This window comes from Enterobacter sp. C3_dUdeg, from assembly GCF_057536195.1.
The window spans coordinates 54,616-81,551 of the sequence record NZ_BAAKFX010000017.1; the positions used below are offsets into that span (position 1 = coordinate 54,616).

Sequence of the window (26,936 nt, forward strand, 5' to 3'; positions counted from 1 at the left end):
TCAGCCGAAATAACTCAGAAGGGTATTAATTACCGTACGCTGGTTAACAGGCGCGAGGTTGTAGAACAGTGGCAGGCGAAGCAAACGCTCACTTTCTTTGGTGGTGTAACGATCTTCACCCGCGAACGTGCCAAACGCTTCGCCGGCCGGGCTGGAGTGCAGCGGGATGTAGTGGAACACCGCCATAATTTCGGCCTCTTTCAGCCAGGCGATGAGCTCGCTGCGGTCGTCGTTATCGCGCAGCTTGATGTAGAACATATGCGCGTTGTGGACGCAATCTGCCGGGATGGTCGGCAGCTCAATACGCCCGGCTTTGGCCAGAGGCTCAAGCGCATCGTAATACGTTTGCCACAGGGAAAGACGCTGAAGGTTGATACGTTCCGCCGCTTCCAGCTGCGCCCACAGATACGCCGCCTGCAGATCCGCCATCAGATAGCTGGAGCCGATATCGCGCCAGGTGTATTTATCTACCTGTCCCCGGAAGAACTGGCTGCGGTTGGTGCCTTTTTCGCGGATCACTTCCGCACGCTCCACGAGAGCCCGGTCGTTAATCAGCGTCGCGCCACCTTCTCCACCCGCCGTGTAGTTTTTGGTTTCGTGGAAGCTAAAGCAGCCAATGTGGCCGATCGTGCCCAGCGCGCGTCCCTTGTAGGTGGACATCACGCCCTGCGCGGCATCTTCCACCACGAACAGATTATGTTTTTTGGCGATGGCCATGATGGTGTCCATTTCACAGGCCACGCCCGCGTAGTGAACCGGCACGATCGCGCGCGTTTTGTCGGTGATCGCCGCTTCAATCAGCGTCTCATCAATGTTCATGGTATCCGGACGGATATCCACAAAGACGATTTTCGCTCCGCGCAGGACAAAGGCGTTTGCGGTGGAAACGAAGGTATAGCTCGGCATAATCACTTCATCACCGGGCTGGATATCCAGCAGCAGCGCCGCCATTTCCAGCGATGCCGTACAGGATGGGGTCAGCAGCACTTTGGCGCTGCGAAAACGCTGTTCCATCCACTGCTGACAGCGACGGGTAAAACCGCCGTCACCGCAGAGTTTGCCGCTGCCCATGGCAGACTGCATATAGTCGAGTTCAGTTCCGACAACGGGTGGTGCGTTAAATGGAATCATCTTGTCACCTGTATAACCAGTAGGCGGTGGCGTCGATGTTGGCACCACTCGCAATATAACGTTTAAGCGCGGCGGTGTTGCCCAGTTGGGTCGCGACCCGCAGCGTCACAAGCTGTTGCTGCTGCGCCCAGTGCAGCGCCGCCTGCATGAGTTTCTCACCCATGCCGCGCCCGGCTAATAAGCCGATACGCGCCTCGCGCTCGTTGAGCTTACGCAGCGAGACGAACCCCTGGATTTGACCGTCCCCTGCTCGAAAAACCAGGCAGACGTGGTCAAAGGTGCCTTTGACCGCATTTTCTATCCACTGGGCATAGAAACGTCCGCTATCGTCAGGCGCATACCAGGGCGCACGAAAGCGGCTCTGAGCAAATGCCTGGGCCGCCATCTGACGCAGCGCGGGGATGTCCTGCTCTGTTGCAATTTCCGCGCCGGACGCATCGTGCCGGGTAAGGGTAATGGAAAGGTCTACCTCACCTTCAACCAGCTGAAAGCCGTGTTGCTGCAGCGCATCAAGCAGATCGGCACGCTCCGTCGGGATCTTAGCCTGCACCCGTTGCCAGGCGATAAAATCCGGTTCAGCCAGCACCGGCGCGTCATCGCGCAGACGCACGATGGCCGACGGCAGGCCGAAAAAGGCACTCTCCCACTGCAGGGACTCGAGCACCCCATTCAGGCTGTTCAACGCCAGACACCTTTGGTATCCACAATATACTGCTGACGAACGGCATCGCCGGACGTCGCTTTAAACTCTTTATGATCTACCAGCAGCACCAGCACATCCGCCGTCGCCAGCGCGTCGTCCAGCGCCGTCAGCGTGCAGTGCCCCGCCAGTTTTGCCGGTAATTCATGGATATTCGGCTCAACCACCAGCGTTTCACCCTTGTGCCATTCGGCAATCATCTCGGCAATTTCCATCGCCGGGCTTTCACGCAGATCGTCAATATTGGGTTTGAATGCCAGACCAAAGCAGGCAATTTTCAGCTCGCTGGCGCGCTTGCCGCTCTCTGCCAGACAATCCGCTACCGTCGCTTTAACCTGATTGAGCACCCAGTGAGGCTTGCTGTCGTTCACTTCACGCGCGGTGCGAATCAGACGCGCCTGCGCCGGATTTTGCGCCACGATAAACCACGGGTCGACGGCGATACAGTGTCCGCCCACGCCCGGACCTGGCTGGAGAATGTTCACGCGCGGATGGCGATTCGCCAGACTAATCAGTTCCCAGACGTTAATCCCCTGATCGGCACAGATCAGCGACAGTTCGTTCGCAAAGGCGATATTGACGTCGCGGAAGCTGTTTTCCGTCAGCTTGCACATCTCGGCGGTGCGGGAGTTGGTCACCACGCATTCACCTTCCAGGAAAATCTTGTACAGCGCGCTGGCACGTTCGGAACAGACGGGCGTCATACCGCCAATGACGCGGTCGTTTTTAATCAGTTCGACCATCACCTGACCCGGTAACACGCGCTCCGGACAGTAAGCGATGTTGATATCCGCCTGTTCACCCGCCTGCTGCGGGAAGCTTAAATCAGGGCGCGCGTCGGCCAGCCACTGTGCCATCTGCTCGGTAGCGCCGACCGGAGAGGTCGATTCCAGGATCACCAGCGCCCCTTTCTTCAGCACAGGCGCGATGGATTTTGCCGCCGCCTCGACGAATGCCATGTCGGGCTCGTGGTCACCTTTAAACGGGGTAGGGACGGCAATCAGGTAGGCATCCGCTTCAACTGGCGTCGTGCTGGCACGCAGGAAGCCCCCCTCCACCGCCTCTTTCACCACGCGGTCAAGATCGGGCTCCACAATATGAATCTCACCACGGTTAATGGTTTCTACCGCCCGTGCGTTGATATCCACACCGACAACCTGTTTCTGACGAGAGGCAAACGCGGCCGCAGTAGGCAAGCCAATGTAGCCAAGACCGATGACCGAGATGGTAGTAAAACTCATAGCGATACCCGATTGTGTTTAAGTGCATGCAAAATACGGCCACAAGCCTGCCCGTCTCCGTACGGGTTATGGGCCCGGCTCATCGCCTGATACGCTTCATCGTCATGCAGCAGGCGCGTGACCTCTTCGACGATGAGCTGCGCGTTGGTGCCGACCAGCCGCACCGTACCGGCTTTGACGGCTTCCGGACGTTCGGTCGTTTCACGCATCACCAGCACCGGTTTGCCGAGGGATGGCGCTTCTTCCTGAATTCCGCCGGAATCGGTGAGGATCAGCCAGGCGTGGTTCATCAGCCAGACAAACGGCATGTAGTCCTGAGGTTCAATCAGAAGGACATTGTCGACATGGCCCAGGATCCGGTTAACCGGCTCGCTGACGTTAGGGTTAAGGTGTACTGGATAGACAATTTGCACATCATCGTTCTGCGCGGCGATTTCAGCCAGCGCGTGACAGATTTGCTCGAAACCCCGGCCAAAGCTTTCGCGACGGTGGCCAGTAACCAGAATGGTTTTTTTACCGTTGTGAAGGAACGGATAGCGGGCAGCGAGCTCTTTCTGAAGCTCGCTATTTGCCAGGACGCGGTCACGTACCCAAATTAACGCGTCAATGACCGTATTGCCGGTCACAAAGATTTTGTTATCGGCGATATTTTCACGCAGCAGGTTCTGACGGGAGTTTTCCGTTGGCGCAAAGTGGTACATCGCCAGATGACCCGTTAACGTGCGGTTGGCCTCCTCCGGCCACGGCGAATAAAGATTGCCGGTACGCAGACCCGCCTCAACATGCCCCACAGGAATTCGCTGGTAAAACGCGGCCAGGCTTGTCGCCACGGTTGTGGTGGTGTCACCGTGAACCAGCACCACGTCAGGCTTGAATGACTCCAGGATCGGCTTAAGCTCTTGCAGAATGCGACAGGTTATCTCCGTTAATCCTTGCCCCGGTTTCATAATATTAAGGTCGTAATCCGGGACGATGGAGAAGAGCGTTAAAACCTGATCGAGCATCTCACGGTGTTGGGCAGTGACGCACACTTTCGCTTCAATATCAGGATCGCAGGCCAGCGCATGAACCAGAGGTGCCATCTTAATGGCCTCCGGCCTGGTGCCAAATACGGTTAGTACTTTCACATCGATTCTCTTCGATTAGGCGATGAAGGCCGCAGCCTTCATCGTAGACGGCGTTCTTAGTTTTTGCGACGACGCGTTAACGCCACGCCAGCGCCCGTCAGTGCGCCTACAATCCCCCACATAATCATCAGGAATGCACGACGCGGACTATCGCGTTTTACAGGTTCTTCAGGCGTTCGCAAATAACGATAGGTCTGAAAACGCGGGTCCAGAGATGGACCTACATTAAGCGTATTGAGCATCGCGCGATTTTGATCGTAATCGAGGTCAAAATCAGGACCGACGGCCTGGAGGTTTTCCAGACGCGCCTGCAACATAGGGCGACCAAGGAGGAACATCTCTGAATCAGGCAGCTCATCGGCCGGCACGTCAGTCTCAGTACGGGAAATATTGCGCTGTTCCGCAATTTTCAGCGCCTGCTCAATGTTATGCACGCGGCGACCGAAAATGGTATTCGCCACCTCTTCCTGACGTTTCACCTGGGCTTTCATCTGGATGGTACGAGCCGCCCAGGCACCTTTAAGCTCTTCGTTAAGATGGCTTGCGGCACGCTGGCTGGCAAACGCGACGTACTGACGCAACAGGTTGTTGGCATCCGGCGCGGTTTCTGCAATCAGCTTGACGCTGTCATTCACGTTACGCAGCGCGTCGCCCGGCATAAACTGAATATTGTTAATCAGATCGTCCAGCAGGGCGGCGTCGGCTTTTGTATTATCAACCCGGCGCTGCTTGTAGTAATCCGTCTGGGACCAGAAATCGCGGCGGGTATCCCACGAAGCCAGCTGCATCACAAACTCTTTATAGGCTTCATCCATAACGGAAGCCTGGTCTGGCGTTGCAAGACTGGCTTTGATGTCCAGGTTACGCAGGAATTGCTGCTGGGAATAGTATCCCCCGAGCATGTTAACCGTTGGCTTGTCTGTGATTGCCGTGGCGCTCCACTCTTGTTTTGCAAAGAACGTATAGGCCAGCGCTAACAGTGCAAACCCCAGCGCGATCCCCGCAATCCAAAGTTTGCCTGCCCATAACACGCGAAACAAACCCCGAATATCCAGTTCATTCTCAGTTACCACTGATTTCGCTCCCGCCAACGGTTGAGTCATCATAGTCCCGGTTTTACTTAGTTAATGTTGTGTTTTTGCCACTGTTACGACGCATCCTGCGTTTAAGACGTTTAATAAATCGCGCCACTTTCCATGCGCGTTTAATGCAGTAGCCGTACAGGAAAAATGCCAGCAAGAATAATGCCAACATAACCCACTCAGGAATAATATGAGAATATTCTGCAGCTACACCAATCGCGGCCAAAATAGCGGCGGCCAGAGTAATCAGCACAAACGCCTGACGAGAAGTAAAACCCGCACGCATGATGAGATGATGAATATGTTGGCGGTCAGGAGAGAAAGGACTCATCCCTTTGCGCAGGCGGCGATACATAATCGCCACCATATCCATTAATGGAATGGCAATAATCCACAGCGCGGTTACGGGGCTTATCGGATGGGTTTGACCCTGTGTGGTTTCAAGCAGGATCCAGATAACCGTAAAACCAATCAGCGTACTACCCGCGTCTCCCATAAAGACTTTATAGCGACGGCCCAGCACACCGAGGTTTAGGAGGATATAAGGCAGAATGGCGGCAATCATGGCAAAACACCACATTGCCAGACTGTACTGACCATCAAACCATAAAATAATGCCGATTGCGGCGAACGAGACGGACGACAACCCACCGAGCAGGCCGTCAATGCCATCCACCATGTTGAAAGCATTGATTGCCGCCCAGACGGCAAAGAGTGTCAGGAAGAAGCCAAATGGACCCAGGACTAACTCCCAGGGGCCAAATACATAGCCGAGGCTTCGCAGATACAGTCCGCCCACTACCATCATCACCACGCCAATGGCCGCCTGAACGGTAGCGCGTATTTTCACCGCAATATCGAACCGGTCATCAAGGGCCCCGACTAACACCAGGACACCGGCGCAGGCAATGTAGAGGGCGGCATGCGGGATATAATAATCGGCAATACCAAACGTGAAGCAAATCCCTGCGTAAACAGAAATCCCGCCGACTAAAGGAATAAGTCCCTGATGGCGTTTACGAAAATTTGGCTTATCCACCAACCCTATTCGTTTTGCCACCTTGCGCGCAATGAACAAAAAACAGGTTGTGAATAAAAAAATACTGATCAGTTCAGTAACGGCGGTGAATAGATTCACAATGGATTGCTCTCAACAAATGTTAGTCCCGGAAGTATAACCATGAAGCCACAGCCTCAGAAGTAATAAAGATGGCTTCTGACTACTCCCTTTGTATATTTTTCAATCAATTATTTCTTTAGCTGCACAAACGACCCTATTGTCGCACCGACCGGTCAAAATTGGGAGTAGATGGTACTAGCGTATAGTCCATAAAAGAAAAACGCCACGTAAAAACGTGGCGTTCGCTGGCTTTATTTGCGTTACGAGCGCTTCATCATGTCGAAGAAATCGTCGTTAGTTTTGGTCATCGCCAGTTTGTTAATGAGGAACTCCATCGCGTCAATTTCACCCATTGGATGGATGATTTTGCGCAGGATCCACATTTTCTGCAGCTCTTCCTGCGTGGTGAGCAGCTCTTCTTTACGGGTACCGGAACGGTTGTAGTCGATAGCCGGGAAGACGCGTTTTTCAGCGATTTTACGAGAAAGATGCAGTTCCATGTTACCTGTACCTTTAAATTCTTCGTAAATTACTTCGTCCATTTTAGAACCGGTATCGATCAGCGCCGTCGCGATGATGGTCAGGCTGCCGCCCTCTTCCACGTTACGTGCGGCACCGAAGAAGCGTTTCGGGCGATGCAGGGCGTTAGCATCCACACCACCGGTCAGCACTTTACCTGACGCAGGAACGACGGTGTTGTAGGCACGCGCCAGACGGGTGATGGAGTCAAGCAGGATGATCACGTCTTTCTTGTGCTCAACCAGGCGTTTCGCCTTCTCGATAACCATTTCCGCAACCTGAACGTGGCGAGATGCCGGTTCGTCGAAGGTAGAAGCAACCACTTCACCTTTAACCAGACGCTGCATCTCGGTCACTTCTTCCGGACGTTCGTCGATCAGCAGCACCATCAGCACGCAGTCTGGGTGGTTATAAGCGATGCTCTGCGCGATGTTCTGCAGCAGCATGGTTTTACCCGCCTTCGGCGGTGCCACAATCAGACCACGCTGGCCGCGACCAATTGGTGATGCCAGATCCAGAACACGCGCGGTTAAGTCTTCAGTTGAACCGTTACCACGCTCCATGCGCAGGCGAGAGTTCGCGTGCAGCGGCGTTAAGTTCTCAAAGAGGATCTTATTACGCGAGTTTTCCGGTTTGTCGAAGTTAACTTCATTGACTTTCAACAGCGCAAAGTAGCGTTCACCCTCTTTAGGAGGACGAATCTTACCTGAAATGGTGTCACCAGTGCGGAGGTTGAAACGGCGGATTTGGCTGGGGGATACGTAGATGTCGTCAGGGCCGGCGAGGTAGGAGCTGTCTGCAGAGCGGAGGAAACCAAATCCGTCTTGCAATATCTCCAGCACACCGTCGCCAAAGATATCTTCGCCACTCTTAGCGTGCTGCTTCAGGATGGCGAAAATGATGTCCTGCTTGCGCATACGGGCCTGGTTTTCCAGTCCCATATTTTCGCCGAGAGTGATCAGCTCAGAAACCGGCGTATTCTTTAATTCGGTAAGATTCATAATGGTGTGGGTTCTTAAACTCGGGGTGATTCTCGAACTTAATGTTGTGAATGGTATGGCAGGGTCATCCATGCCTGTTTAGCGGCCATCAACTCATGTCTGTTCGCTGTCTGGTCACAGGGAAAGAACGCAGAACTGAAACGACAAGACGGATTGAGTGACAAGCCCGGAATTTAGCCACTTCACGCACTGTTCATGTTAACAACGGGAAGTATCGGGTAAAACAAGATTCAAACAACAAGATATGTTTAAAACGAAGTCATAGCTAACTTAGCACGACTTCAGCCGGGCGTCCAGAGTTCCACATCATTTAGCCGGGAGCTCTGAACGCACAGCGGAGAAACCTTACGCCAGGTTAGCGTCCAGGAACTCTTTCAGTTGACCTTTGGACAGCGCGCCCACTTTGGTCGCTGCCACTTCGCCGTTTTTGAACAGCAGAAGGGTTGGGATGCCACGGATACCGTATTTTGGTGCGGTGCCCGGGTTCTGGTCGATGTTCAGCTTGGCAACGGTCAGTTTGCCCTGATATTCGTCAGCGATCTCATCCAGAATCGGGGCGATCATTTTGCAAGGACCACACCATTCAGCCCAGAAATCGACGAGGATCAGCCCGTCAGCCTTAAGTACGTCCGTGTCAAAACTGTCGTCAGTCAGGTGAATAATTTTATCGCTCATATATAACTCCACAGGAATAAGCCTGGTACGTTGGTTTTGTCTCCACCAACGACGTGTTGATGTCGCATTAACCAACTAAAGGTTGACTTTATTTCACCGGATACGCTTTCGTAAAGCAATAGTAAGCTGATATTCTACCACACTATGAGCAAAACACATTTAACAGAACAGAAGTTTTCCGACTTCGCGCTGCACCCGAAGGTGATTGAAGCCCTTGAAAATAAAGGGTTTCATAACTGCACGCCCATTCAGGCCCTCGCGCTGCCGCTGACGCTGGCCGGTCGCGATGTTGCCGGGCAGGCGCAAACCGGTACCGGCAAAACGATGGCGTTTTTAACGTCAACGTTTCATTATTTACTTTCTCACCCAGCGATTGCAGACCGCAAAGTTAACCAGCCGCGCGCGCTAATTATGGCCCCGACGCGAGAACTGGCGGTACAGATCCACGCAGACGCTGAACCCCTGGCGCAGTCTACCGGACTGAAGCTTGGCCTGGCCTATGGCGGCGACGGCTACGATAAACAGCTGAAAGTGCTGGAAAGCGGTGTGGATATCCTGATCGGTACCACCGGCCGTCTTATCGATTACGCCAAACAGAACCACATTAACCTCGGCGCAATCCAGGTTGTAGTGCTCGATGAAGCTGACCGCATGTACGATCTGGGCTTCATTAAAGACATTCGCTGGCTGTTCCGCCGCATGCCGCCGGCCAATCAGCGTCTGAACATGCTGTTCTCCGCTACCCTTTCTTATCGCGTACGCGAGCTGGCGTTCGAACAGATGAACAACGCCGAATATGTCGAAGTGGAACCGGAGCAGAAAACGGGTCACCGCATTAAAGAAGAGCTCTTCTACCCTTCCAATGAAGAGAAAATGCGTCTGCTGCAAACGCTGATCGAAGAAGAGTGGCCAGATCGCGCCATTATCTTCGCGAACACTAAACACCGTTGTGAAGACATCTGGGGCCATCTGGCTGCAGACGGTCACCGTGTTGGTCTGCTGACCGGCGACGTGGCGCAGAAAAAACGCCTGCGTATTCTGGAAGAGTTTACCCGTGGCGATCTCGATATTCTGGTCGCAACCGACGTTGCTGCTCGTGGTCTGCACATTCCAGCCGTGACGCACGTCTTTAACTACGATCTGCCAGACGACTGCGAAGACTACGTACACCGTATCGGTCGTACCGGTCGTGCGGGCGCAAGCGGTCACTCGATAAGCCTTGCGTGTGAAGAGTATGCGCTGAATCTTCCAGCCATTGAGACGTATATCGGTCACTCTATTCCGCAGAGCAAATACAATCCGGAAGCGCTGTTAAGCGAACTGCCGCCGCCTAAGCGTCTAACCCGCCCACGCTCCGGCAATGGTCCGCGTCGTTCAGGTGGCGCGCCGCGTAATCGTCGTCGTTCAGGTTAAGAAAATATGCTCAGCTCCACCTCGCTTTATGCGGCAATTGATCTCGGTTCGAATAGTTTTCATATGCTGGTTGTGCGCGAGGTGGCGGGAAGCATACAAACGCTGACGCGCATCAAGCGCAAGGTCCGCCTCGCGGCGGGCCTGAGCAGCGATAATCACCTCTCCCCTGAAGCCATGGAACGTGGCTGGCAGTGTCTGCGGCTCTTTGCCGAACGTCTGCAGGATATCCCGCACGCCCAAATTACCGTTGTCGCCACTGCGACACTCCGCCTGGCGGTCAACGCCGTGGATTTCATTGTCAGAGCGCAGGAAATTCTGGGTTGTCCGGTACAGGTTATCAGCGGTGAAGAAGAGGCTCGCCTGATTTACCAGGGCGTTGCGCACACCACGGGAGGTGACGATCGCCGTCTGGTGGTGGATATCGGCGGTGCCAGTACCGAGCTTGTGACCGGCACCGGCGCGCAGGCAACGTCGCTGTTCAGCCTGTCGATGGGCTGCGTGACCTGGCTTGAGCGCTACTTTACCGATCGGAACCTGGCGAAAGAGAACTTCGACGAGGCAGAAAACGCCGCGCGCGAGGTATTACGCCCGGTGATGGACGAGCTGCGCTATCACGGCTGGAAAGTCTGCGTGGGTGCCTCGGGTACCGTGCAGGCTCTGCAGGAAATCATGATGGCGCAGGGAATGGACGAGCGGATTACGCTTGCCAAACTTCAGCAGCTGAAACAGCGCGCCATTCAGTGCGGACGCCTGGAAGAACTGGAAATTGAAGGCCTGACGCTGGAACGCGCGCTGGTCTTCCCGAGCGGGCTGGCTATTCTTATCGCCATTTTCACTGAGCTGAACATCCAGTGTATGACTCTGGCCGGCGGCGCGCTGCGCGAAGGTCTGGTCTACGGGATGTTACATCTGTCGGTCGATCAGGATATCCGCAGTCGTACCCTGCGCAACGTTCAGCGTCGGTTTCTGGTTGATATCGATCAGGCAGGACGCGTATCGCAGCTGGCGTCACGCTTCGCCGATCAGGTTGCTAACGTCTGGGATCTTGACCATCTGAGCCGGGATTTACTGCTGAGCGCCTGTGCGCTACATGAAGTGGGGCTGAGCATTGATTTTAAGCAGGCACCGGCTCATGCAGCGTATCTGGTGCGAAACCTGGATTTACCGGGCTATACGCCTGCGCAGAAAAAATTGCTGGCCACGCTGCTGCTGAACCAGACCAACGCCGTCGATCTCTCCTCTTTGCATCAGCAAAACGCCGTACCGCCGCGCGTGGCCGAGCATCTGTGCCGCCTGCTGCGTCTGGCGATCCTGTTTGCCAGCCGCCGCCGCGATGATTTGCTGCCGGCCATTAATCTGGTGGCCGATGACGAGAAGCTTTCGCTGACGCTGCCGGAGAACTGGATTGATCGTCACCCATTAGGGGCTGAAATGATCGAGCAGGAGTGCCAGTGGCAGAGCTACGTGCACTGGGTGCTGGAAGTAAAGTAATACGCTGAACAGTGCCGGGTGGCGGCTTCGCCTTACCCGGCCAACAGGTCCCTCCGGACTCATCCTTTTTCTTTGGCTTTTGCCAGCATAGCGCGTATGTTCGCCACGTTAGCCTGTCCCTTGTGCATCCGCTCTTCTGCGGTAATCACTTTGCGCTCCTGTTCCCAGATCAGGTCATCCTGCGGCAGTTCCAGCAGGAAACGACTCGGCTCCGGGCGAACCAGTTCACCGTACTGGCGGCGCTCTTTACACAGCGTAAACGTCAGCTCTTTCTGCGCGCGGGTGATCCCCACGTAGGCCAGACGGCGCTCCTCGTCGACGTTGTCTTCATCAATGCTGCTCTGGTGCGGCAACAATCCCTCTTCCATGCCGACCAGATACACATACGGGAACTCCAGCCCTTTTGACGCATGCAGCGTCATCAGCTGAACCTGATCGGCCTCTTCTTCGCTCTCGCCGCGCTCCATCATGTCGCGCAGGGTAAAGCGAGTGACCACCTGCGTCAGGGTCATCGGCTCGTCGATTTCAGAGCCCTCCAGCATTTCGGTCATCCAGCTGAAGAGCTGGTTAACGTTTTTCATGCGCATCTCAGCCGCCTTCGGGCTGGCTGAGGTTTCATACAGCCAGGACTCATAGTCGATGCCGTGAATGAGATCGCGCACTGCCGCCACCGGCTCGCGCTCCGCGAGACGCTGCACTTCGCCAAGCCAGTGGGTGAAGCGGGTTAACGAGTCATACCCGCGTCCGGTTAACGTCTGGCTCAGCCCCATGTCGAAGCTGGCGGTAAACATACTTTTGTTGCGGGTCATCGCCCACTCGCCGAGCTTTTGCAGCGTCGCCGGGCCAATCTCGCGTTTAGGCGTATTCACGATGCGCAGAAACGCGCTGTCATCATCCGGGTTTGTGAGCACGCGAAGATAGGCCAGCAGATCTTTGATTTCTGGCCGCGAGAAGAACGACGTGCCGCCCGAGATTTTGTACGGAATGCGGTTCTGCATCAGCATCTTTTCAAAGACGCGCGACTGGTGATTGCCGCGATAGAGGATCGCGTAATCCTTATATTCGGTTTTGTTGACGAAGTGGTGAGCGATGAGTTCGCCCGTCACGCGCTCCGCTTCATGATCCTCATTGTTGGCGCTGAGCACTTTCAGCTCCGTGCCGTAGCCCAGTTCGGAGAAGAGACGCTTCTCAAATACGTGCGGGTTATTGGCAATCAGGATATTTGCCGCCTTCAGGATACGCCCGGAGGAGCGGTAGTTTTGCTCCAGCTTAATCACCTGCAGGGCGGGGAAATCTTTGCTCAGCAGCACCAGGTTTTGTGGGCGTGCACCGCGCCAGGAGTAAATTGACTGGTCGTCATCGCCTACCACGGTGAAACGCGCGCGCTGCCCCACCAGCAGCTTCACCAGCTCGTACTGGCTGGTGTTGGTGTCCTGATATTCATCCACCAGCAGGTAGCGGATTTTATTCTGCCAGCGCTCGCGCACCTCTTCATTGCGCTGCAGCAGCAGCGTGGGCAGCAGGATCAGATCGTCAAAGTCCAGCACGTTGCACGCTTTCATATGCGCATCGTACAGACCGTAGCAGTGGGCGAAAATCCGATCCCGTTCGCCTTTGGCGATCGCCGCGGCCTGGGCCGGCGTCATCAGATCGTTTTTCCAGTTCGAGATCGTCGAGATCAGCTGCTGCAACAGCACCTTGTCATCTTCGATCAGCCCCTCGGTGAGCTCTTTGAGCAGCGCCACCTGATCGGTATCGTCAAAAAGCGAGAAGTTGGACTTCATTCCCAGCGCCGCATACTCGCGTTTGATGATATCCAGCCCCAGCGTGTGGAAGGTGGAGATCATCAGGCCGCGCGCCTCTTTACGGCCCAGCGTCTGGCCGACGCGCTCTTTCATCTCGCGCGCCGCTTTATTGGTAAAGGTGACCGCCGCAATGTGTCGCGCCTGATATCCGCAGTTGTGGATCAAATGGGCGATTTTGTTGGTGATCACGCGGGTTTTACCCGAACCGGCCCCTGCCAGCACCAGGCATGGTCCAGTAACGAATTCGACCGCTTGTTGTTGTCCAGGGTTTAAACGCATGGGAGTGTTGCTCAATCTTCGAACGGGGAGTGGATTGTAGCAGAAAGCCGGGCGCAGATTTACTGGCTAATGATAAAGTGGAGAAATCGCGTTTAACCCGTAGAGCAGAACTATGAAAAAGACCGCAGCAGCCCTGCATATTCTGGTAAAAGAAGAGAAACTGGCCCAGGAGATCCTGGCCAAGCTGGAGCGCGGCATCAGCTTTGATCATCTGGCAAAGCGCTACTCTAAATGCCCGTCCGGGCGCAATGGCGGGGATCTCGGCGAGTTTCAACAAGGTGCGATGGTCGGCCCGTTCGATCGGGCGGTCTTTAGCTGCCCGCTTCTGAAGCCCTACGGCCCGGTAAAAACCAAATTTGGCTACCATATCATTAAGGTGCTTTATCGCCGCTGACGCGTGGTATATTGCGCCCCGATTTATTTCAACCTATTCAAGGCACGATCATGGCAAAAACAGCAGCAGCAGTGCACATCCTTGTTAAAGAAGAGAAACTGGCTTTAGATCTTCTGGAGCAGATTAAAAACGGTGCCGACTTCGGCAAGCTGGCGAAGAAGCACTCCATCTGCCCGTCAGGCAAACGCGGCGGCGATCTGGGTGAGTTCCGCCAGGGCCAGATGGTTCCGGCGTTCGATAAAGTGGTGTTCTCCTGCCCGGTGCTGGAGCCAACCGGCCCGCTGCACACCCAGTTCGGTTATCACATTATCAAAGTGCTGTATCGGAAATAAACAGCAAGGCCTTCTCTTAGAGAAGGCCTTGAATGTTTGCACCCTCTCCCAGTGGGAGAGGGGCGGGGTGAGGGCATCAGCCCGCACCAGGTGTTAACCCGCTACCGCGATACGCTTCATATCGGTCATGTAGCCACGCAGTTTGTGACCCACTTTCTCGATCTGGTGGCTGCGAATCGCTTCGTTCACATCGCGCAGCTGCGCGTTATCCACTGCGCCTTCCGCAATCGCTTTGCCCAGATCGCCCGTCTGCAGAGTGGTCATAAACTCTTTCAGCAGCGGTACGCAGGCATAAGAGAACAGGTAGTTACCGTATTCTGCGGTATCAGAGATCACCACGTTCATTTCGTACAGACGCTTACGGGCGATGGTGTTCGCGATCAGCGGCAGCTCGTGCAGAGATTCGTAGTACGCGGACTCTTCGATGATGCCGGAATCCACCATGGTTTCGAACGCCAGCTCAACGCCTGCTTTCACCATGGCGATCATCAGTACGCCTTTATCAAAGTACTCCTGCTCGCCGATTTTACCTTCATACTGTGGCGCGGTTTCGAACGCGGTTTTACCGGTCTCTTCACGCCAGGTCAGCAGGTTTTTATCGTCGTTCGCCCAGTCCGCCATCATGCCGGAAGAGAATTCGCCGGAGATGATGTCGTCCATATGTTTCTGGAACAGCGGTGCCATGATGGTTTTCAGCTGTTCAGACAGCGCGTAAGCACGCAGTTTTGCCGGGTTGGACAGACGATCCATCATCAGCGTAATACCGCCCTGCTTCAGCGCTTCGGTGATGGTTTCCCAGCCGAACTGGATCAGTTTTTCCGCGTAGGCCGGGTCGGTACCTTCTTCCACCAGCTTGTCAAAGCACAGCAGAGAACCGGCCTGCAGCATGCCGCACAGAATGGTCTGCTCGCCCATCAGGTCAGATTTCACTTCGGCAACGAAGGACGATTCCAGAACGCCCGCACGGTGGCCGCCGGTCGCCGCTGCCCACGCTTTGGCAATCGCCATACCTTCGCCTTTCGGATCGTTTTCCGGGTGAACCGCGATCAGGGTCGGCACGCCGAAGCCACGTTTGTACTCTTCGCGTACTTCCGTACCCGGGCACTTCGGTGCCACCATCACCACGGTGATGTCTTTACGGATCTGCTCGCCCACTTCAACGATGTTGAAGCCGTGGGAGTAACCCAGCGCGGCGCCGTCTTTCATCAGCGGCTGTACGGAACGCACAACGTCAGAGTGCTGCTTGTCCGGGGTCAGGTTAACCACCAGATCCGCCTGCGGGATCAGCTCTTCGTAGGTACCCACTTTGAAGCCGTTTTCGGTCGCTTTGCGCCAGGAAGCACGCTTCTCAGCAATCGCTTCTTTGCGCAGGGCGTAGGAGATATCCAGACCGGAGTCACGCATGTTCAGGCCCTGGTTCAGACCCTGTGCGCCACAGCCGACGATGACCACTTTTTTACCCTGAAGGTAGCTCGCGCCATCGGCAAATTCATCGCGCGCCATGAAGCGGCATTTGCCCAGCTGCGCCAGCTGCTGGCGCAAGTTCAGTGTATTAAAGTAGTTAGCCATGGGTGATACCTCGTGATGTTGTGTGTCTTATTGTTCGGTTCGCGTTTCAGCGAGAATGTACCCACATTACAACAGGAAATTTATTGCGGAAATTGATATATTCACAACGTCATATTGCAATTTTTGCAATGTAAAAAGAGGGAGTGGAATCGGTGGATTTACGCGATCTGAAAATGTTCCTGCACCTGGCGGAAAGCCGCCATTTTGGCCGCAGCGCCCGGGCGATGCACGTTAGCCCCTCCACGCTTTCACGCCAGATCCAGCGCCTTGAGGAGGACCTCGGCCAGCCGCTGTTCGTGCGCGATAACCGCACCGTCACCCTCACGGAAGCGGGTGAAGAGCTGCGCATTTTTGCCCAGCAGACGCTGCTACAGTACCAGCAGCTGCGACACTCAATTGACCAGCAGGGGCCGTCGCTTTCCGGCGAGCTGCATATTTTCTGCTCCGTGACCGCCGCCTACAGCCATCTGCCGCCCATTCTTGACCGCTTCCGCGCGGCGCATCCGTCGGTTGAAATTAAGCTCACCACCGGCGACGCCTCCGACGCAATGGAAAAAGTGGTGACGGGCGAAGCAGATCTCGCCATTGCCGGGAAACCTGAAACCCTGCCGGGCGCGGTGGCATTCTCAATGCTTGAGAATCTGGCGGTGGTACTGATTGCCCCGGCGCTGCCCTGCCCGGTGCGCAATCAGGTGTCGGTGGAAAAACCGGACTGGTCGACGGTGCCGTTTATCATGGCCGATCAGGGGCCGGTGCGTCGCCGCATCGAGCTGTGGTTCCGCCGTCAGAAAATCAGCAACCCGTCGATTTACGCCACGGTCAGCGGCCATGAGGCGATGGTGTCGATGGTGGCGCTGGGCTGCGGCGTGGCGCTGCTGCCGGAAGTGGTGCTGGAAAACAGCCCCGAACCGGTGCGCAATCGCGTGATGATTCTGGAGCGCAGCGACGAGAAGACGCCGTTTGAGCTTGGCGTGTGCGCACAAAAAAAGCGGCTGCATGAGCCGCTTATTGATGCGTTCTGGACGATATTGCCGAACCACTAGCCTGCCAGGAAGAAGCGGAAGGCCGGGTTATGGGTTTCGTCGTGACACTCATAGCCCAGCTCGTTCAGCCGCGTTTCGAAATCCGGCTCGTGCTCGCCCAGTTCGAACGCCGCCAGCACGCGGCCATAGTCGGTGCCGTGGCTGCGGTAGTGGAACAGAGAGATGTTCCAGTGCGTGCCCAGCGTGTGCAGGAACTTGAGCAGCGCGCCCGGTGATTCCGGGAACTCGAAGCTAAACAGACGTTCCCTGAGCGGCTTCGATGGACGCCCGCCGACCATGTAGCGCACGTGCAGCTTCGCCATCTCATCGTCAGAGAGATCGACCACGCTGTAGCCGCCCTCATGCAGCAGGTTGAGGATCTCTTTGCGCTCCTCGACGCCGCGGCTCAGACGCACGCCGACAAAAATGCAGGCGTCTTTGGCATCGGCAAAACGGTAGTTGAACTCCGTCACCGAACGGCCGCCCAGCAGCTGGCAGAACTTCAGGAAGCTGCCCTTCTCTTCAGGAATCGTCACCGCCAGCAGCGCTTCCCGCTGTTCCCCCAGCTCGCAGCGCTCGGAAACGTAGCGCAGGCCGTGGAAGTTCACGTTGGCACCAGACAGCACGTGCGCCAGCCGCTCGCCGCGAATGTTGTGCTGCGCGATGTATTTTTTCATCCCCGCCAGCGCCAGCGCGCCTGACGGTTCCGCCACCGCACGCACATCCTCGAACAGATCCTTCATCGCCGCGCAGATGGCGTCGCTATCAACCGTGACGATATCATCGAGATACTCCTGGCACAGGCGGAAGGTTTCATCCCCAATACGCTTCACCGCCACGCCCTCGGCAAACAGCCCGACGCGCGGCAGGTCCACAGGATGCCCGGCATCCAGCGCCGCTTTCAGGCAGGCAGAGTCTTCCGCTTCAACGGCAATGACTTTGATCTGCGGCATCAGCTGTTTGATCAGCACCGCCACGCCTGCGGCCAGGCCACCGCCGCCTACCGGGACGAAGACGCGGTCGAGATGGGCATCCTGCTGCAGCAGTTCCAGCGCCAGCGTGCCCTGCCCGGCAATCACCATCGGATGATCGAACGGCGGCACCCAGGTAAAGCCCTGCTGCTGCGCCAGTTCAATCGCTTTGGCTTTGGCTTCGTCAAAGTTGGCGCCGTGGAGCAGCACTTCGCCGCCGAAACCGCGCACTGCGTCGACTTTGATATCTGCGGTCGCAACCGGCATCACGATCAGCGCTTTCAGCCCCAGACGAGCAGACGAGAACGCCACGCCCTGGGCGTGGTTGCCCGCAGACGCGGTAATCACGCCGCGCGCTTTCTGCTCGTCGGTCAGCCCGGCCATCATCGCGTAGGCGCCGCGCAGCTTAAAGCTGTGCACCGGCTGGCGGTCTTCGCGCTTCACCAGAATGACGTTGTCGAGGCGCGAAGAGAGTTTTTCCATTTTCTGCAGGGGCGTGACCTGCACGGCTTCATAGACCGGCGCGCGTAGCACCGCTCTCAGGTATTCCGCCCCCTCAGGGGCGGCGGATAAGGGTTGTGACTCGGCCATCATTAGCCCCCAAGTTTAGATTTATCGCGCACCGCGCCTTTATCTGCACTGGTGGCAAGGCTCGCGTAGGCGCGCAGGGCGAAGGAGACTTCACGCTGGCGGTCTTTCGGCGTCCAGGCTTTGTCGCCGCGGACTTCCTGCGCTTCACGACGGGCCGCAATTTCCTGGTCGCTCAGCTTCAGCTGAATGCCGCGATTCGGAATGTCGATTTCGATCAGGTCGCCGTCTTCGATGATGGCGATGTTGCCGCCGCTTGCCGCTTCCGGCGAAACGTGGCCGATAGAGAGGCCGGAGGTGCCGCCGGAGAAACGTCCGTCGGTGATCAGCGCACACGCCTTACCGAGTCCCATGGATTTCAGGAAGGTGGTTGGGTAGAGCATCTCCTGCATGCCCGGGCCGCCTTTCGGCCCTTCGTAGCGAATGACAACCACGTCGCCTTCCACCACTTTGCCACCGAGGATGGCGTCTACCGCTTCATCCTGGCTTTCGTATACCTTCGCCGGACCGGTGAATTTCAGGATGCTGTCGTCCACGCCTGCGGTTTTCACGATGCAGCCGTTTTCCGCGAAGTTACCGTACAGCACGGCCAGACCGCCGTCTTTGCTATAGGCATGTTCCAGCGAGCGGATGCAGCCTTCGGCGCGGTCATCGTCCAGGGTATCCCAGCGACAGTCCTGCGAGAACGCCTGGGTGGTACGAATACCCGCTGGACCGGCGCGGAACATCTTTTTCACCGCGTCGTCTTTGGTCAGCATCACGTCGTACTGGTCCAGCGACTCAGGCAGCGTCAGGCCGAGCACGTTTTTCACTTCACGGTTCAGCAGCCCGGCGCGATCCAGCTCGCCCAAAATGCCCAGCACGCCGCCCGCGCGGTGTACGTCTTCCATATGGTACTTCTGGGTACTCGGCGCGACCTTACACAGCTGCGGGACTTTGCGGGACAGCTTATCGATGTCGCTCATGGTGAAGTCGATTTCGGCTTCCTGCGCGGCGGCCAGCAGGTGCAGTACGGTGTTGGTGGAGCCGCCCATGGCGATATCCAGCGTCATGGCGTTTTCGAACGCGGCTTTACTGGCAATGTTGCGCGGCAGCGCGCTGGCGTCGTCCTGCTCGTAGTAGCGTTTGGTCAGCTCAACGATGCGCTTACCGGCGTTGAGGAACAGCTGCTTACGGTCGGCGTGGGTCGCCAGCAGCGAACCGTTGCCCGGCTGAGACAGGCCCAGCGCTTCGGTCAGGCAGTTCATGGAGTTGGCGGTGAACATACCGGAACAGGAGCCGCAGGTCGGACACGCGGAGCGTTCCACCTGATCGCTCTGCTCGTCAGAGACTTTCGGGTCCGCGCCCTGGATCATCGCATCGACCAGGTCGAGCTTGATGATTTTGTCGGAGAGCTTGGTTTTCCCCGCTTCCATCGGGCCGCCGGAGACGAAGATCACCGGAATGTTCAGGCGCAGGGAGGCCATCAGCATCCCCGGGGTGATTTTGTCGCAGTTGGAGATGCAGACCATCGCATCGGCGCAGTGGGCGTTAACCATATACTCTACGGAGTCGGCGATCAGCTCGCGCGACGGCAGTGAATAGAGCATGCCCCCGTGCCCCATCGCGATACCGTCATCCACCGCAATGGTGTTGAACTCTTTCGCCACGCCGCCGGAGGCTTCGATTTGCTCGGCAACCAGCTTACCGAGATCGCGCAGGTGCACGTGGCCCGGTACAAACTGGGTGAAGGAGTTCACCACGGCGATAATCGGCTTGCCGAAATCGGCGTCGGTCATTCCGGTGGCGCGCCACAGGGCGCGGGCTCCCGCCATATTACGGCCGTGGGTGGTGGTGGCTGAACGATACTTAGGCATGCTTTATTGACTCCCGTCTGACTATTTAATGGGACGGTGCGTGCCGTCCCAAATTTATGCTTAGTGGTTAACCTGATCCAACCAGCCGTATTTATCTTCTGTTTCGCCGGTGAAGAGGCCAAAGAACGCTTGCTGAATACGTTTGGTGACCGGGCCACAGCGGCCTTCACCCACCTGGATACCGTCCACGCTGCGTACCGGCGTGATTTCAGCCGCCGTACCGGACATAAACACTTCATCCGCCAGATACAGGGATTCGCGGGACAGTACCTGCTCGCGCACTTCGATACCCAGATCTTTCGCCAGCTTGATGATGGCGTCGCGGGTGATGCCCGGCAGCGCGGACGAGGTGAACGGCGGCGTGAACAAAATGCCGTCTTTCACTTCAAACAGGTTTTCACCCGCACCTTCAGAGATGTAGCCATTTACGTCGAGGGCGATACCTTCCTGATAGCCGTGGCGGCGCGCTTCGCTACCGACCAGCAATGAGGAGAGATAGTTACCGCCTGCTTTCGCGGCGGTCGGGATGGTGTTTGGCGCCACGCGGTTCCAGGAAGAGACCATTGCGTCGATCCCCTGCTCCAGGGCTTCTGCACCCAGGTAAGCACCCCACGGGAACGCGGCAATGATCACATCTGTGGTATAGCCGGCTGGCGGGTTCACGCCCATGCCGACGTCGCCCACGAACACCAGCGGACGAATATAGGCGCTGGTCAGGTTGTTTTTACGGATAACGTCGCGGCAGGCTTCCATCAGCTCATCGACGCTTTGAGAAACCGGGAAACGATAAATTTTGGCTGAGTCATGCAGACGCTGCATGTGTTCGCGATGGCGGAACACCACTGGCCCTTTGTGAGAATCGTAGCAGCGGATGCCTTCAAATACGGAGGTACCGTAGTGCAGCGCGTGGGACATCACGTGGACCTTCGCGTCCTCCCAGCGAACCATCTCACCGTTGAACCAAATGTAATCAGCTTTTTTTGTCGTCATTTTTTCGTCCTGTCACGCTTAAGCGCGGATTTGTTGTGATGTGGTTGTGCTCTGGCAGATGGCAACATGGGCAACGTCTACCAGCTTTGATAACTGACTAAACAGTAAGTCGACCGACCGCGGGCTGGCAACGGTTAATTCGATACTGATATTCCGGGCGTCAGTGGCCGTCTCCATATTCATAGAGCAAATCTGAAAACCACGATGACGCACCACACGCAAAACGCGTTCTAAGGTTTCCGGGTTGAAGCGAGCCTGTACGGCGACCTGATGCTGCATCATGATAATTTCTCCATCATTTGTGAGTTACTGGCACCAGGCGGTACCAACGGCCAGACGTTCTCGAGTTCGTCGATTGAGACATGAAGCAGGTAAGGCCCATCGCTGTTCAGCATGGTGTCGAGCGCCGCTTCAACCTGATCTTTACGGGTGATGTGCTGACCAGGGATGCCGAAGGCGCTGGCCAGGGTGAGGAAATCGGGGTTATCGGTGAGAGTCGTTTCGCTGTAGCGCTCCTGGAAGAACAGCTGTTGCCACTGGCGAACCATCCCTAAACGCTGGTTGTCGAGCAACACGATCTTCAGCGGCAACTGCTTGCGCTTAACGGTGCCGAGCTCCTGAACGTTCATCATGAAGGAGCCGTCACCGGAGATACAGATAACGGTATCGTTCGGGCGGGCAACCTGCGCGCCAACGGCTGCCGGCAGACCGAAGCCCATCGTCCCTAACCCGCTGGAGGTGATGAAGTTTTCCGGACGGGTGTAGGTCATGTGCTGCGCGGACCACATCTGGTGCTGGCCTACGTCGGTAGTGACGACGCTGTCAGCCGGTTTACGGTCGGACAACTGCTTCAACAGCAGCGGCGCGTAGATGGCCTCGCCGGGATGGTCGTAACGCCAGGCGTGCTCGGCGCGCATGTCTGCGGTGTGCTGACGCCATGCGCTGATATCCAGCGGCTGCTGCAATGCCGGTAACAGCGCGTTGAGATCGCCCTGCAAGGCGACATGCGCCTGACGCAGCTTGTTCATCTCCGCCGGGTCGATATCCATATGAATGACTTTGGCGTTCGGCGCAAAGGTATTCAGCTTGCCGGTAACGCGGTCGTCAAAACGGGCCCCTACAGCGATGAGCAGATCGCACTCCTGCACCGCCAGGTTTGCCGCTTTGGTGCCGTGCATCCCCAGCATGCCCAGATAGTAGGGGTAATCCGCGTCGACTGCACCGAGACCTTTCAGCGTGCAGGTCGCTGGCATCTGCGTTGTTGCGATAAATTCGCGCAGGGCAGGAACGGCCTGCGCCATGCCTACGCCACCGCCGACGTACAGCATCGGCTGTTTCGCCTGGGCCAGCATCTGACGGGCCTCTTCAACTTCCGCTTCCGGAAAGGCATCGTCGCTTTCAACGGTAGAGAAGTGCGGTTCCAGATCGCCGAGTGCCACCTGGATATCTTTCGGGATATCAACCAGAACCGGACCGGGACGACCGGAGTTTGCCACATCGAACGCTTCTGCCATTACGCGCGGCAGCTCTTCCAGAGACTGGACGAGGAAGCTGTGTTTGGTGCAGGCCAGCGATAAACCGAGGACGTCAACTTCCTGGAAAGCATCGGTACCGATGAACGGAGACGCCACCTGCCCGGTGATGGCGACAACGGGAACGGAATCCAGCAGCGCGTCAGCCAGGCCGGTGATCAGGTTCGTTGCGCCCGGGCCTGAAGTCGCCATACACACGCCGGTTTTACCGGTCGCGCGGGCGTAGCCAATGGCTGCCATCGCTGCGCCCTGCTCGTGTCGGCACAAGAGATGTTCCACGCCGCCGTCATACAGTGCATCGTAAATCGGCATAATTGCGCCACCCGGATAACCGAATACGGTTTCGACTCCCTGCGCGCGCAACGCATGTACTACCCACTGTGCCCCATTCATAGTTAGTTCCCCGTCATAAATCGGGAGAAACAGAATTTTGTGCTAGTCGTCATTCTCTGCTCCTCATTTACGTTTTTTAGTCATAAAAAAACCCCCGGACCTTTCGGTGCGGGGGTCTTAGTTCGTTAAGGCTTGATTTCTAAGCCTTTCCTCGTCCAAGTGCAGCCCCGCACGGTGGGATAATAATCACCACCACGCTAATCACGACCAGGCTAATCACTCGTAGAAGGGCTGTCATTTTCAGTTCTTTTTGCATCTTGTTCGAAGGAATACCTAAAGAGTTATCACAGTTTTTAAATCAAACACAAGATTTATTTATGACGGATTTGATTAGGCCGCGAATCATATTTCTTAAAACCGTTGTTTTATATACGGAAATTAGAAAATGAATATTTTTCATTTTTTTACTGCGGTTTTAAGCGTCAAAACGGGGCTTTTTATATTCTGCGAGGAGGCTTCCACGGTTATGAAAGGGTTTCATTGTGTGTTTAAAATCTCTGAACAGGCGGCGTAAATTCGCAAAATGACGCTAAACAGACAAAATAGGCGCTGGCATAGTCACACCAGGAGGTAGTGCAAATGTCACTGTCAGTTGTTTATACGCGTGCGGCTCTCGGGGTAAAGGCACCGCTTATTTCCGTCGAGGTTCATTTGAGCAATGGGCTACCTGGACTCACGCTTGTCGGGTTACCTGAAACGACGGTTAAAGAGGCCAGGGATCGCGTTCGCAGCGCAATAATAAATAGCGGTTATACCTTCCCCGCGAAGAAGATCACCATCAACCTTGCCCCCGCCGATCTGCCTAAAGAGGGGGGACGATACGATTTACCTATCGCAATTGCCCTTCTCGCGGCTTCTGAGCAGCTTAATACGACACGGCTAGGCTCGTATGAGTTCGTTGGCGAACTCGCGCTCACAGGCGCATTAAGAGGCGTTCCCGGTGCGATATCGGGAGCGCTGGAAGCCATACGAGCAGGGCGGCAAATCATTGTCGCCAATGAAAACGCATCAGAAGTGAGTCTTATCGCCGAGAAGGGGTGTCTCATCGCCGGGCATTTACAGGAAGTTTGTGCCTGGCTGGAAGGGCGGCATGAACTGTCCGAGCCGGAGGAGTGTGATGATGTTATAGCGGATGCACCAGAGGATCTCAGCGAGATTATGGGACAGGAGCAAGGGAAACGGGCGCTGGAGATTACGGCGGCAGGTGGACACAATCTTCTGTTAATTGGCCCGCCAGGTACGGGTAAAACCATGCTGGCAAGCAGGTTGAGTGGGTTACTTCCACCGCTCAATAATCATGAAGCGCTGGAAAGTGCCGCCATATATAGCCTTATCAGTTCGACGTCGTTGCAAAAACAGTGGCGCCGTCGTCCTTTTCGTTCCCCGCATCATAGCGCTTCACTGACGGCAATGGTCGGCGGCGGGGCGATTCCGGGGCCGGGAGAGATCTCGCTGGCACACAATGGCATTCTGTTTCTTGATGAACTGCCTGAATTTGAGCGCCGTGTGCTGGATGCACTGAGGGAGCCCATTGAATCCGGTGAGATACATATCTCACGCACGAGAGCCAAAATAAGCTATCCCGCACAGTTTCAGCTGGTCGCGGCGATGAATCCCAGCCCGACGGGTCACTACCAGGGCAACCATAACCGCTGTACACCAGAGCAAACGTTGCGCTATCTGGGTAAGTTATCCGGCCCGTTCCTCGACCGTTTCGATTTATCCCTCGAAATTCCCCTTCCCCCGCCGGGTCTGCTCAGGCAAACGGGCATAACGGGTGAAAGCTCAGCGGAGGTACGCGAACGGGTGATTGCAGCCCAGACACGGCAGTACGCTCGTCAGAACAGGCTGAATGCACGGCTGGATAATGCCGGGATCCGGCAGTTTTGTTCACTTAACGTTGAGGATGCGGGATGGCTGGAAGAGACGTTAACGCGGTTCGGGCTGTCCATACGTGCGTGGCAGCGTTTGCTGAAGGTGGCCAGAACTATTGCTGACGTAGAGGGGTGCACTGACATTGAGAGGAAACATTTGCAGGAGGCGCTGAGCTACCGCGCTATCGATCGTTTGCTGCTGCATTTGCAGAAATTGCTGGCATAAAAAAAGGGGCCGTAGCCCCTTCTCTTCATTTTAGTCATCAGACTCGGTGTAGTCTTCTGCACCTTCCATCTGCGGCTTGCCGCCAGACAGCGTATGGAAGCGCTTTGGACGCTTAATTCGCGCCATGTACTTGATCCATACACGTTCCGCTTCTGACTCCGGCTCACGCTCACCACGGCAAACAGAAACAAACTGTTTCTCGTCTTCGGTAGCAGGTTCACGCTTCCCCAGATCCAGCTCGTTAAAGGCATAACCATGGCGCTCAAGCAGTTGAGCTTCTTTGATGGTGAAATCGCCGTGACGAGAGAACCCGCGCGGATAATGTTTATTGTCGAAAAAACGATTAGTCGTCGTAAAGCTTTCCGCCATCCTACACGCTCCTAATTCTTTGGCCGAGCTATTTATGGCGCGGAGTATTAGTTACGCTTGACAGAGTGTAAAACAAAACATTTAAATCATAACGACAAATAATTTTGCGGAGAAAGATGTGGATACGGAATTGCTTAAAACTTTCCTTGAAGTGAGCAGAACACGCCACTTTGGGCGAGCAGCTGAAGCCCTTTACCTGACGCAGTCAGCAGTCAGTTTTCGTATTCGACAGCTGGAAAATCAACTGGGTGTGAATCTTTTTACCCGCCATCGCAACAATATTCGCTTAACGCCTGCCGGTGAGAAACTGCTGCCGTATGCAGAAACGCTCATGAATACCTGGCAGGCAGCACGTAAAGAGGTGGCACATACTTCGAGGCATAATGAATTCTCGATAGGGGCAAGCGCTTCTCTGTGGGAATGCATGCTAAGTCAGTGGCTTACCCGACTGTATCATTCACATGGCCACCTGCAATTTGAGGCCAGAATTGCGCAACGGCAGTCGCTTGTTAAGCAACTTCATGAGCGCCAGCTTGATCTTCTGATCACAACCGAAGCCCCCAAGATGGACGAATTTAGCAGCCAGATTGTGGGCCAGTTTGGCCTGGCACTTTATGCGTCCGAACCTTCGATGATGAAGGCAGACCTGACCTATTTACGCCTGGAATGGGGACCAGATTTTCAGCAGCACGAAACGGGACTGATTGCACCTGATGATGTTCCGCAGTTAACGACCAGCTCGGCAGAGATCGCCTGTCAGCAGCTGTCCCTGCTGAAAGGTTGTACCTGGTTACCTGTTCGCTGGGCAGACGCTAAAGCAGGGCTGCACACCGTGATGGATTCCACCACGCTTACCAGGCCGCTGTATGCAATTTGGCTGCAAAACAGTGATAAGCAATCACAGATAAAAGATCTTTTAAAAATCAATGTAATGGATTGATGCATCAGCCAGCAGGGATGCTGGCTGAAATTAAGAAGAGAATTTTCTGCCGTATTTCAGGCAAAAAAAATCCTTTGCCGAAGCAAAGGATTCTATATGGCAGGGGCGGAGAGACTCGAACTCGCGACACCCGGTTTTGGAGACCGGTGCTCTACCAACTGAGCTACGCCCCTAAAGTTTTTTGCCATTAAGCCTGCCAACAAGGCAGGCTTAATGTCTTAATAAGTGGCGGAACGGACGGGACTCGAACCCGCGACCCCCTGCGTGACAGGCAGGTATTCTAACCGACTGAACTA

General features: G+C 55.7%; 25 protein-coding genes and 1 tRNA gene. 7 read left to right on the forward strand and 19 right to left on the reverse strand.

The window, feature by feature from the left end; translation table 11 throughout:
- The 8 genes from rffA to trxA all read right to left on the reverse strand — a co-directional run bounded on the left by rffA (position 1) and on the right by trxA (position 8,596).
- Positions 1-1,131: a dTDP-4-amino-4,6-dideoxygalactose transaminase gene (rffA, locus tag AC27FC_RS22355; RefSeq protein WP_023309640.1), complete on the reverse strand. Its 1,131-nt coding sequence runs from the start codon at positions 1,129-1,131 to the stop codon at positions 1-3.
- Positions 1,132-1,135: 4 nt separating this feature from the next.
- Positions 1,136-1,813, reverse strand: coding sequence for a dTDP-4-amino-4,6-dideoxy-D-galactose acyltransferase (gene rffC, locus AC27FC_RS22360; RefSeq protein ID WP_033146911.1), 678 nt, complete (start codon positions 1,811-1,813; stop codon positions 1,136-1,138).
- Positions 1,810-3,072: a UDP-N-acetyl-D-mannosamine dehydrogenase gene (gene wecC / locus AC27FC_RS22365; protein WP_033146912.1), complete on the reverse strand. Its 1,263-nt coding sequence runs from the start codon at positions 3,070-3,072 to the stop codon at positions 1,810-1,812. Before wecC ends, rffC begins: the two co-directional genes overlap by 4 nt.
- Positions 3,069-4,199 (reverse strand): non-hydrolyzing UDP-N-acetylglucosamine 2-epimerase, encoded by a 1,131-nt coding sequence (gene wecB, locus AC27FC_RS22370; RefSeq protein WP_065423117.1) that lies wholly within the window; start codon positions 4,197-4,199, stop codon positions 3,069-3,071. Before wecB ends, wecC begins: the two co-directional genes overlap by 4 nt.
- A gap of 56 nt (positions 4,200-4,255) precedes the next feature.
- Positions 4,256-5,302, reverse strand: a complete 1,047-nt coding sequence (gene wzzE, locus AC27FC_RS22375) for an ECA polysaccharide chain length modulation protein (RefSeq protein ID WP_033146914.1) — start codon at positions 5,300-5,302, stop codon at positions 4,256-4,258.
- A 13-nt stretch (positions 5,303-5,315) separates the two neighbouring features.
- Positions 5,316-6,419: a UDP-N-acetylglucosamine--undecaprenyl-phosphate N-acetylglucosaminephosphotransferase gene (gene wecA / locus AC27FC_RS22380; protein WP_023309645.1), complete on the reverse strand. Its 1,104-nt coding sequence runs from the start codon at positions 6,417-6,419 to the stop codon at positions 5,316-5,318.
- A gap of 242 nt (positions 6,420-6,661) precedes the next feature.
- Entirely contained in the window at positions 6,662-7,921 is a 1,260-nt protein-coding gene (rho, locus tag AC27FC_RS22385) for a transcription termination factor Rho (RefSeq protein ID WP_008501566.1), read from the reverse strand.
- A 345-nt stretch (positions 7,922-8,266) separates the two neighbouring features.
- Entirely contained in the window at positions 8,267-8,596 is a 330-nt protein-coding gene (gene trxA, locus AC27FC_RS22390; RefSeq protein WP_006179218.1) for a thioredoxin TrxA, read from the reverse strand.
- 144 nt (positions 8,597-8,740) lie between these two features.
- Between trxA and rhlB the strand changes: the two genes are divergently transcribed.
- Complete coding sequence (rhlB, locus tag AC27FC_RS22395; protein WP_023309646.1) at positions 8,741-10,009, forward strand: ATP-dependent RNA helicase RhlB; 1,269 nt, start codon at positions 8,741-8,743, stop codon at positions 10,007-10,009.
- Between the two features lie 6 nt (positions 10,010-10,015).
- A complete protein-coding gene (gene gppA / locus AC27FC_RS22400; RefSeq protein WP_196355221.1) occupies positions 10,016-11,500 on the forward strand; it encodes a guanosine-5'-triphosphate,3'-diphosphate diphosphatase in 1,485 nt (494 codons plus the stop codon).
- A 59-nt stretch (positions 11,501-11,559) separates the two neighbouring features.
- On the opposite strand, the gene rep is transcribed toward gppA, so the two are convergent.
- On the reverse strand, positions 11,560-13,584 hold the full coding sequence (gene rep, locus AC27FC_RS22405; protein WP_023309648.1) for a DNA helicase Rep: 2,025 nt from the start codon (positions 13,582-13,584) through the stop codon (positions 11,560-11,562).
- A gap of 112 nt (positions 13,585-13,696) precedes the next feature.
- Here rep and ppiC (AC27FC_RS22410) point away from each other — a divergent pair, with 112 nt between their 5' ends.
- Both ppiC (AC27FC_RS22410) and ppiC (AC27FC_RS22415) read left to right on the forward strand, forming a co-directional pair.
- Positions 13,697-13,978 (forward strand): peptidylprolyl isomerase PpiC, encoded by a 282-nt coding sequence (gene ppiC / locus AC27FC_RS22410; protein WP_023309649.1) that lies wholly within the window; start codon positions 13,697-13,699, stop codon positions 13,976-13,978.
- 50 nt (positions 13,979-14,028) lie between these two features.
- Positions 14,029-14,310 (forward strand): peptidylprolyl isomerase PpiC, encoded by a 282-nt coding sequence (ppiC, locus tag AC27FC_RS22415; protein ID WP_023309650.1) that lies wholly within the window; start codon positions 14,029-14,031, stop codon positions 14,308-14,310.
- Between the two features lie 93 nt (positions 14,311-14,403).
- Here the strand turns inward: ppiC (AC27FC_RS22415) and ilvC are convergent, their stop codons facing one another.
- Positions 14,404-15,879 carry a ketol-acid reductoisomerase gene (gene ilvC, locus AC27FC_RS22420; protein ID WP_023333828.1) on the reverse strand — a complete coding sequence of 492 codons (1,476 nt, stop codon included), beginning with the start codon at positions 15,877-15,879 and terminating at the stop codon, positions 14,404-14,406.
- A 152-nt stretch (positions 15,880-16,031) separates the two neighbouring features.
- On the opposite strand from ilvC, the gene ilvY reads away from it, so the two are divergent.
- Entirely contained in the window at positions 16,032-16,922 is an 891-nt protein-coding gene (gene ilvY / locus AC27FC_RS22425) for an HTH-type transcriptional activator IlvY (protein WP_023333829.1), read from the forward strand.
- Here ilvY and ilvA read toward each other — a convergent pair.
- From ilvA to ilvL, 7 genes are all read right to left on the reverse strand, one after another.
- On the reverse strand, positions 16,919-18,463 hold the full coding sequence (gene ilvA, locus AC27FC_RS22430; RefSeq protein WP_024907958.1) for a threonine ammonia-lyase, biosynthetic: 1,545 nt from the start codon (positions 18,461-18,463) through the stop codon (positions 16,919-16,921). The genes ilvY and ilvA overlap by 4 nt on opposite strands.
- A gap of 2 nt (positions 18,464-18,465) precedes the next feature.
- The gene (gene ilvD / locus AC27FC_RS22435) at positions 18,466-20,316 is read right to left on the reverse strand and encodes a dihydroxy-acid dehydratase (protein WP_196355222.1); all 1,851 of its coding nucleotides are present in this window, start codon (positions 20,314-20,316) and stop codon (positions 18,466-18,468) included.
- A 60-nt stretch (positions 20,317-20,376) separates the two neighbouring features.
- Positions 20,377-21,306 carry a branched-chain-amino-acid transaminase gene (gene ilvE, locus AC27FC_RS22440; RefSeq protein ID WP_023309654.1) on the reverse strand — a complete coding sequence of 310 codons (930 nt, stop codon included), beginning with the start codon at positions 21,304-21,306 and terminating at the stop codon, positions 20,377-20,379.
- 18 nt (positions 21,307-21,324) lie between these two features.
- Positions 21,325-21,588, reverse strand: a complete 264-nt coding sequence (gene ilvM, locus AC27FC_RS22445) for an acetolactate synthase 2 small subunit (protein WP_024907956.1) — start codon at positions 21,586-21,588, stop codon at positions 21,325-21,327.
- Positions 21,585-23,231 carry an acetolactate synthase 2 catalytic subunit gene (gene ilvG, locus AC27FC_RS22450; RefSeq protein WP_064673098.1) on the reverse strand — a complete coding sequence of 549 codons (1,647 nt, stop codon included), beginning with the start codon at positions 23,229-23,231 and terminating at the stop codon, positions 21,585-21,587. The genes ilvM and ilvG overlap by 4 nt, the downstream gene beginning before the upstream one ends.
- Positions 23,232-23,233: 2 nt before the next feature.
- A complete protein-coding gene (gene ilvX / locus AC27FC_RS22455; protein ID WP_166792073.1) occupies positions 23,234-23,284 on the reverse strand; it encodes a peptide IlvX in 51 nt (16 codons plus the stop codon).
- 86 nt (positions 23,285-23,370) lie between these two features.
- Positions 23,371-23,469, reverse strand: coding sequence for an ilv operon leader peptide (gene ilvL, locus AC27FC_RS22460; protein WP_001311244.1), 99 nt, complete (start codon positions 23,467-23,469; stop codon positions 23,371-23,373).
- 341 nt (positions 23,470-23,810) lie between these two features.
- On the opposite strand from ilvL, the gene AC27FC_RS22465 reads away from it, so the two are divergent.
- Positions 23,811-25,331 (forward strand): YifB family Mg chelatase-like AAA ATPase, encoded by a 1,521-nt coding sequence (locus AC27FC_RS22465; RefSeq protein ID WP_048975639.1) that lies wholly within the window; start codon positions 23,811-23,813, stop codon positions 25,329-25,331.
- Between the two features lie 30 nt (positions 25,332-25,361).
- On the opposite strand, the gene AC27FC_RS22470 is transcribed toward AC27FC_RS22465, so the two are convergent.
- Positions 25,362-25,700: a MaoP family protein gene (locus AC27FC_RS22470; protein WP_023309658.1), complete on the reverse strand. Its 339-nt coding sequence runs from the start codon at positions 25,698-25,700 to the stop codon at positions 25,362-25,364.
- 118 nt (positions 25,701-25,818) lie between these two features.
- On the opposite strand from AC27FC_RS22470, the gene hdfR reads away from it, so the two are divergent.
- A complete protein-coding gene (hdfR, locus tag AC27FC_RS22475) occupies positions 25,819-26,640 on the forward strand; it encodes an HTH-type transcriptional regulator HdfR (protein WP_094935534.1) in 822 nt (273 codons plus the stop codon).
- Positions 26,641-26,737: 97 nt separating this feature from the next.
- On the opposite strand, the gene AC27FC_RS22480 is transcribed toward hdfR, so the two are convergent.
- Positions 26,738-26,813 (reverse strand) — tRNA-Trp (locus AC27FC_RS22480).
- Between the last annotated feature and the right edge of the window lie 123 nt (positions 26,814-26,936).

Bases quoted from the DNA above. Each gene is read 5' to 3' on its own strand.
- rffA (WP_023309640.1), bottom strand. From the start codon at position 1,131: ATGATTCCATTTAACGCACCACCCGTTGTCGGAACTGAACTCGACTAT.
- wecC (WP_033146912.1), bottom strand. From the start codon at position 3,072: ATGAGTTTTACTACCATCTCGGTCATCGGTCTTGGCTACATTGGCTTG.
- wzzE (WP_033146914.1), bottom strand. From the start codon at position 5,302: ATGACTCAACCGTTGGCGGGAGCGAAATCAGTGGTAACTGAGAATGAA.
- rho (WP_008501566.1), bottom strand. From the start codon at position 7,921: ATGAATCTTACCGAATTAAAGAATACGCCGGTTTCTGAGCTGATCACT.
- trxA (WP_006179218.1), bottom strand. From the start codon at position 8,596: ATGAGCGATAAAATTATTCACCTGACTGACGACAGTTTTGACACGGAC.
- rhlB (WP_023309646.1), top strand. From the start codon at position 8,741: ATGAGCAAAACACATTTAACAGAACAGAAGTTTTCCGACTTCGCGCTG.
- gppA (WP_196355221.1), top strand. From the start codon at position 10,016: ATGCTCAGCTCCACCTCGCTTTATGCGGCAATTGATCTCGGTTCGAAT.
- rep (WP_023309648.1), bottom strand. From the start codon at position 13,584: ATGCGTTTAAACCCTGGACAACAACAAGCGGTCGAATTCGTTACTGGA.
- ppiC (WP_023309649.1), top strand. From the start codon at position 13,697: ATGAAAAAGACCGCAGCAGCCCTGCATATTCTGGTAAAAGAAGAGAAA.
- ppiC (WP_023309650.1), top strand. From the start codon at position 14,029: ATGGCAAAAACAGCAGCAGCAGTGCACATCCTTGTTAAAGAAGAGAAA.
- ilvC (WP_023333828.1), bottom strand. From the start codon at position 15,879: ATGGCTAACTACTTTAATACACTGAACTTGCGCCAGCAGCTGGCGCAG.
- ilvA (WP_024907958.1), bottom strand. From the start codon at position 18,463: ATGGCCGAGTCACAACCCTTATCCGCCGCCCCTGAGGGGGCGGAATAC.
- ilvD (WP_196355222.1), bottom strand. From the start codon at position 20,316: ATGCCTAAGTATCGTTCAGCCACCACCACCCACGGCCGTAATATGGCG.
- ilvE (WP_023309654.1), bottom strand. From the start codon at position 21,306: ATGACGACAAAAAAAGCTGATTACATTTGGTTCAACGGTGAGATGGTT.
- ilvM (WP_024907956.1), bottom strand. From the start codon at position 21,588: ATGATGCAGCATCAGGTCGCCGTACAGGCTCGCTTCAACCCGGAAACC.
- ilvG (WP_064673098.1), bottom strand. From the start codon at position 23,231: ATGAATGGGGCACAGTGGGTAGTACATGCGTTGCGCGCGCAGGGAGTC.
- ilvL (WP_001311244.1), bottom strand. From the start codon at position 23,469: ATGACAGCCCTTCTACGAGTGATTAGCCTGGTCGTGATTAGCGTGGTG.
- AC27FC_RS22465 (WP_048975639.1), top strand. From the start codon at position 23,811: ATGTCACTGTCAGTTGTTTATACGCGTGCGGCTCTCGGGGTAAAGGCA.
- AC27FC_RS22470 (WP_023309658.1), bottom strand. From the start codon at position 25,700: ATGGCGGAAAGCTTTACGACGACTAATCGTTTTTTCGACAATAAACAT.